This is a genomic window from Aciditerrimonas ferrireducens (assembly GCF_023130475.1).
GTDB classification, from domain to species: Bacteria; Actinomycetota; Acidimicrobiia; order Acidimicrobiales; family UBA8190; genus Aciditerrimonas; species Aciditerrimonas ferrireducens.
In genome coordinates this window covers 1-5,000 of the sequence record NZ_JAKHEX010000011.1, presented here as the reverse complement: position 1 = coordinate 5,000, position 5,000 = coordinate 1, and the positions used below count along the sequence as shown (strand labels likewise).

At 68.3% G+C, this 5,000-nt stretch carries 2 protein-coding genes and 2 rRNA genes (1 of these 4 running past the window's edge); 3 read left to right on the top strand and 1 reads right to left on the bottom strand.

Annotation, left to right across the window (positions count from 1 at the left end; translation table 11 throughout):
* The 3 genes from Acit_RS07640 to Acit_RS07630 all read left to right on the top strand — a co-directional run.
* Positions 1 to 1,582, top strand: a 23S ribosomal RNA gene (locus Acit_RS07640) (it extends 1,520 nt beyond the left edge of the window).
* 84 nt (positions 1,583 to 1,666) lie between these two features.
* Positions 1,667 to 1,783 (top strand): 5S ribosomal RNA (rrf, locus tag Acit_RS07635).
* Between the two features lie 168 nt (positions 1,784 to 1,951).
* Entirely contained in the window at positions 1,952 to 4,096 is a 2,145-nt protein-coding gene (locus Acit_RS07630) for a dipeptide ABC transporter ATP-binding protein (protein ID WP_376746033.1), read from the top strand.
* Here the strand turns inward: Acit_RS07630 and Acit_RS07625 are convergent.
* The gene (locus Acit_RS07625) at positions 4,059 to 4,928 is read right to left on the bottom strand and encodes an ABC transporter permease (RefSeq protein WP_376746032.1); all 870 of its coding nucleotides are present in this window, start codon (positions 4,926 to 4,928) and stop codon (positions 4,059 to 4,061) included. The two genes, Acit_RS07630 and Acit_RS07625, sit on opposite strands and share 38 nt — an antisense overlap.
* Between the last annotated feature and the right edge of the window lie 72 nt (positions 4,929 to 5,000).

Genomic DNA, 5,000 nt, shown 5'->3' with positions numbered 1-5,000 from the left:
CGGTTGATATTCCGGTACCACCGTGCCCGCGCCCAACCCAAGCCAGGTGTCCTAAGGGGCTGACCTTCGGGTCGAACCGACCGATCCTGGGGAGGGTAGCGATGAGGGGACGCAGGAGGGTAGGTGAACCCAGGCGCTGGTTGTCCTGGGGTAAGCGTGTAGGGCGAGGTCTAGGCAAATCCGGGCCTCACACAGCCTGAGACGCGACGCCGAGCCGATCCAGGTGAAGTCACTGATCCCATGCTGCCGAGAAAAGCCTCTAGCGAGCTGGCACGGTGCCCGTACCCCAAACCGACACAGGTGGGCAGGTAGAGAATACCGAGGCGATCGGGAGAACTGTGGTTAAGGAACTCGGCAAATTGCATCCGTAACTTCGGGAGAAGGATGGCCCCGTTAGGGTGAAGGACCTCGCGTCCGGAGCTCGAGGGGGTGGCAGATACCAGGGGGAAGCGACTGTTTACTAAAAACACAGGAGCGTGCGAAGTCCTAAGACGATGTATACGCTCTGACGCCTGCCCGGTGCCGGAAGGTTACGGGGAAGGGTTAGCCTTCGGGCGAAGCTCTGAACCTAAGCCCCGGTAAACGGCGGCCGTAACTATAACGGTCCTAAGGTAGCGAAATTCCTTGTCGGGTAAGTTCCGACCTGCACGAATGGCGTAACGACTTCCCCACTGTCTCAACCACAGACCCGGCGAAATTGAAGTACGAGTAAAGATGCTCGTTCGCTGCATCAGGACGGAAAGACCCCGTGGACCTTTACTACAGCTTGATGTTGGGGTTTGGTACGGATTGTGTAGGATAGGTGGGAGACTGTGAAGCCTCGGCGCCAGTCGGGGTGGAGTCGCCGTTGAAATACCACCCTTTTCGTGCCGGGCCCCTAACCTGGGCCCGTGATCCGGGTCAGGGACCGCGTCAGGTGGGTAGTTTGACTGGGGCGGTCGCCTCCTAAAAGGTAACGGAGGCGCCCAAAGGTTCCCTCAGGCTGGTTGGCAATCAGCCGTCGAGTGCAATGGCAGAAGGGAGCTTGACTGCGAGACCTACAAGTCGAGCAGGTGCGAAAGCAGGGCATAGTGATCCAGCGGTTGCGTGTGGAAGCGCCGTTGCTCAACGGATAAAAGGTACCCCGGGGATAACAGGCTCATCTTCCCCAAGAGTCCATATCGACGGGAAGGTTTGGCACCTCGATGTCGGCTCGTCGCATCCTGGGGCTGAAGCCGGTCCCAAGGGTTGGGCTGTTCGCCCATTAAAGCGGTACGCGAGCTGGGTTTAGAACGTCGTGAGACAGTTCGGTCCCTATCCGATGCAGCCGCAGGAGACCTGAGGAAGGCTGTCCCTAGTACGAGAGGACCGGGACGGACGTAGCTCTCGTGTGCCAGTTGTCCTGCCAAGGGCACGGCTGGTTTGCGACCTACGGCTGGGATAAGCGCTGAAAGCATCTAAGCGCGAAGCCCGTTCCAAGATGAGGTCTCCCACAGGGTAACCTGGTAAGGCCCGTGGCTAGACGACCACGTTGATAGGCCGGAGGTGTACGCACGGCAACGTGTTCAGCCGACCGGTACTAATCGGCCGAGGGCTTGGAGAGCGTCGTTGCTCGTGCTCGCAATGGAGGGCTCAGGGTCCAGGCGGCCCGAGTTGGCGCAGTGGGGAGCCACTGCGGCGACGGCTGTCCGGTGACCATGGCGGTGGGGAAACACCCGTTCCCATTCCGAACACGGAAGTTAAGCCCACCAGCGCCGATGGTACTTGGGGAGGGATCCCCTGGGAGAGTAGGACGTCGCCGGATCTCGACGCAGGGTGGGGCCAGTGCTGCGGCGCTGGCCCCACCGGCGCGTCCGGGGTCCTCTAGGCTGACCAGTCAGGGGTGAAGGGCTCGGCGGGCGCAGGAAGGGGAGGAGGCCAGGTGGAACAGCCGGCCGTGCTGGAGATCGAGGATCTCCAAGTCGAGTTCACGATGCGAAGCGGCCGGGTCCGAGCGGTGGACGGGGTGTCGCTCAAGGTCCGGGCGGGCGAAGCCCTCGGCCTGGTCGGGGAGTCGGGCTGCGGGAAGACGACCACCGGCCTCGCGGTCATGCAGCTGCTGCCGGTGGGTGGGCGGATCGTGGGCGGCTCCATCCGCCTGCAAGGCCGGGAGCTCGTGGGGCTGCGGGAGCAGGAGCTCTGCCAGATCCGGGGGGCCGAGGTGGGCATGGTCTTCCAGGACCCCCAGACCTCCTTGAACCCGACCATGCGCATCGGCCGCCAGATCGCGGAGGCGGTCTGGGTGCACCGGGGCTGCAGCTGGCGGGACGCCTCTGCCCGGGCCCTGGAGGTCCTGGAACTGGTCGGCATGCCCCGACCCGAGGAGCGCCTCGAGGCGTACCCGCACCAGCTCTCCGGCGGCCTGCGCCAGCGGGTGGTGATCGCCATGGCCCTGGCGTGCGAGCCGAAGCTGCTGATCGCCGACGAGCCGACCACGGCCCTCGACGTGACCATCCAGGCCCAGATCCTGGACCTCATCGACGACCTGCGCCAGCGGCTCGGCATGGCGGTCGTCCTGGTCACCCACGACATGGGGGTCATCGCCGGGAGGACCGAGCGGACGACGGTCATGTACGCCGGCAAGGTGGTCGAAGAGGCTGCCACCGACCAGCTCTTCCGTTCCCCCCGGCACCGCTACACCGAAGCGCTGCTCGCGTCCGTTCCCCGCCTGGACCAGCCTCGGGGGGAGCGGCTCCGGGCCATCCCGGGCCTCCCTCCGGACCTCTCCAAGGCCTTCGACGGCTGCCGCTTCGCGCCTCGCTGCCCCGCCGCGCAAGCCGACTGCCTGGCGGGGGAGCCCCCCCTGGTGCCCCTTGGTCCGGCCCTGGTGGCCTGCCGGCACCCGGTGGCCCCCGCCGAGGAGGAGGCGAGCAGCTCGGAGGCGACGAGGGACGGGGCGCCTGGGGCCATCCCGATCGAGTCGGCCGTCGGGGCGCCAGGCGTCGCCGGGGACCAGGTGGCCGTCCCGGCCGCCGCCCACGGGTCGGCTCCGGGCGAACAGGACGGTGAGCGGGCGACGCCGCTCCTCGAGCTGGCGTCGGTGGTGAAGGAGTACCCCCTCGGGGGGGCCCTGCGGCGGGGCCGGGGCGTGGTCCACGCCGTCTCCGGGGTGTCGCTGGCCGTGGCCCCGGCCGAGGTGGTGGCCCTGGTCGGGGAGTCGGGGTGCGGCAAGACCACCGTGGGTCGCCTGGCCGTGGCCCTCGAACAGCCGACCCGGGGCACCATCCGCTTCGAGGGAGCCGACCTGGGCCGCCTCCGGGGCGAGCGGCGACGGGAGGCCCGGCGGCGCCTGCAGATGATGTTCCAGGACCCCTACTCGTCCCTGGACCCGAGGATGCGGGTCGAGACCATCCTGAAGGAGCCCCTGGCGATTCAGGGGATCGGGAACCGCCAGGAGCGGGAACGGCGGATCCGGGCCATCCTCGATGAGGTCGGCCTGCCGGTCACGGCCCTGGACCGCTACCCACACGAGCTCTCCGGGGGGCAGCGCCAGCGGGTCGGCCTCGCCCGGGCCCTGGTCCTCGAACCGAGCCTCATCGTGGCCGACGAGCCGGTCTCGGCGTTGGACGTCTCGGTGCAGGCCCAGGTGCTCAACCTGCTGGCCGAGCTCCAGGGCCGCTACCGCCTGGCCATGGTCTTCGTCACCCACGACCTGGCCGTGGCCCGCTTCGTGGCCGACCGCGTCGGGGTCATGTACCTCGGCAAGCTCGTCGAGGTCGGCCCGGCCGAGGAGGTTTTCGACCGACCGGCCCACCCCTACACCCAGGCCCTCCTCGACGCCGTGCCCCAGCCGGACCCGGCTCGGGAGCGGCGCCTCGAGCGGCACCACCTCCAAGGGGAACTGCCCTCGGCGGTCCACCCGCCCTCGGGCTGCCGGTTCCGGACCCGTTGTCCTCGGGCGAGCGAGCGCTGCGCCGTCGAGGAGCCGGTCCTGCGGGCCTTCGGGTCCCGCCACGTGGCCGCCTGCCACACTCCGCTGGTGCCGGCCCTCGGGGCACCGGCGGGCGCCGACGGCACCACCACCTCGGCCGCTGCTGGGGTCAGCGGTGCTGCAGGCGGACCTCCAGGGCGTCCCTGAGAGCGTCCCCGATGAAGTTGAAGGCCACGACCACGAGGACGATGCAAAGACCGGCGGGGAAGATCTCCCACCAGTAGCCATCCAGGGCGAAGTTCACGCCATTGGACAGCATGGAGCCCCAGTCGGTCTGGGGGGCAGGCACCCCGAGGCCGATGAACCCGAGGGCGGCCAGCAGCAAGATAGCGTCGGCCACGTTGAAGGTGGCGTTCACGATGATGGTCCCGATGGTGTTCGGGATCACGTGCCGCAGGATCGCCCGGCGTCGGCTCCCGCCCATGGCCCGCACCGCCTGGACGTACTCCCGGACCCGCAGCGACAGGGTCTCGCCGCGGATCAGCCGGGCGGGAACGAGCCAGGAGACGAAGGCGATGACGAAGATGAACACCGGCAAGGACGGCCGGAAGATGACCGCCAGGACGATGGCGAGGAACAGGACCGGGATGGAGAGGAAGGCGTCGACGATCCGCATCATGACGGCGTCGATCCAGCCGCCGAAGAAGCCGGCCACCGCGCCGTAGAGGGCCCCGACCACGCTGGCGATCGCCGCGGCGGCGAAACCCACGACCAGGGAGATCTGGCCGCCGACCATCAGCCGACCCAGGATGTCGAAGCCGTTCTCGTCGGTGCCCAGGGGATGGGCGCCGCTCGGCGGGGCGTTCTGGGTGGAGTTCAGCAGGGCTTCTTGGGCGTTGGTCTGGTTCGTGTGGTAGAGCAGCGGGCCGACCCAGCTGAAGAGGACGGCAGCCACGATGATGGCCACGCCGACGAGGGCCAGCTTGTTCTCGGCGAAGACCCGCAGGCCTCGGCGCAGCAGGCCACCGAGGTCCGCCACCTCGCCGCCAGCGGGCTCGGGGGCGCCGGGTGCCCCGGTGGTCGTCTCGGAGGCCAGGTCCAGCAGGTCGGG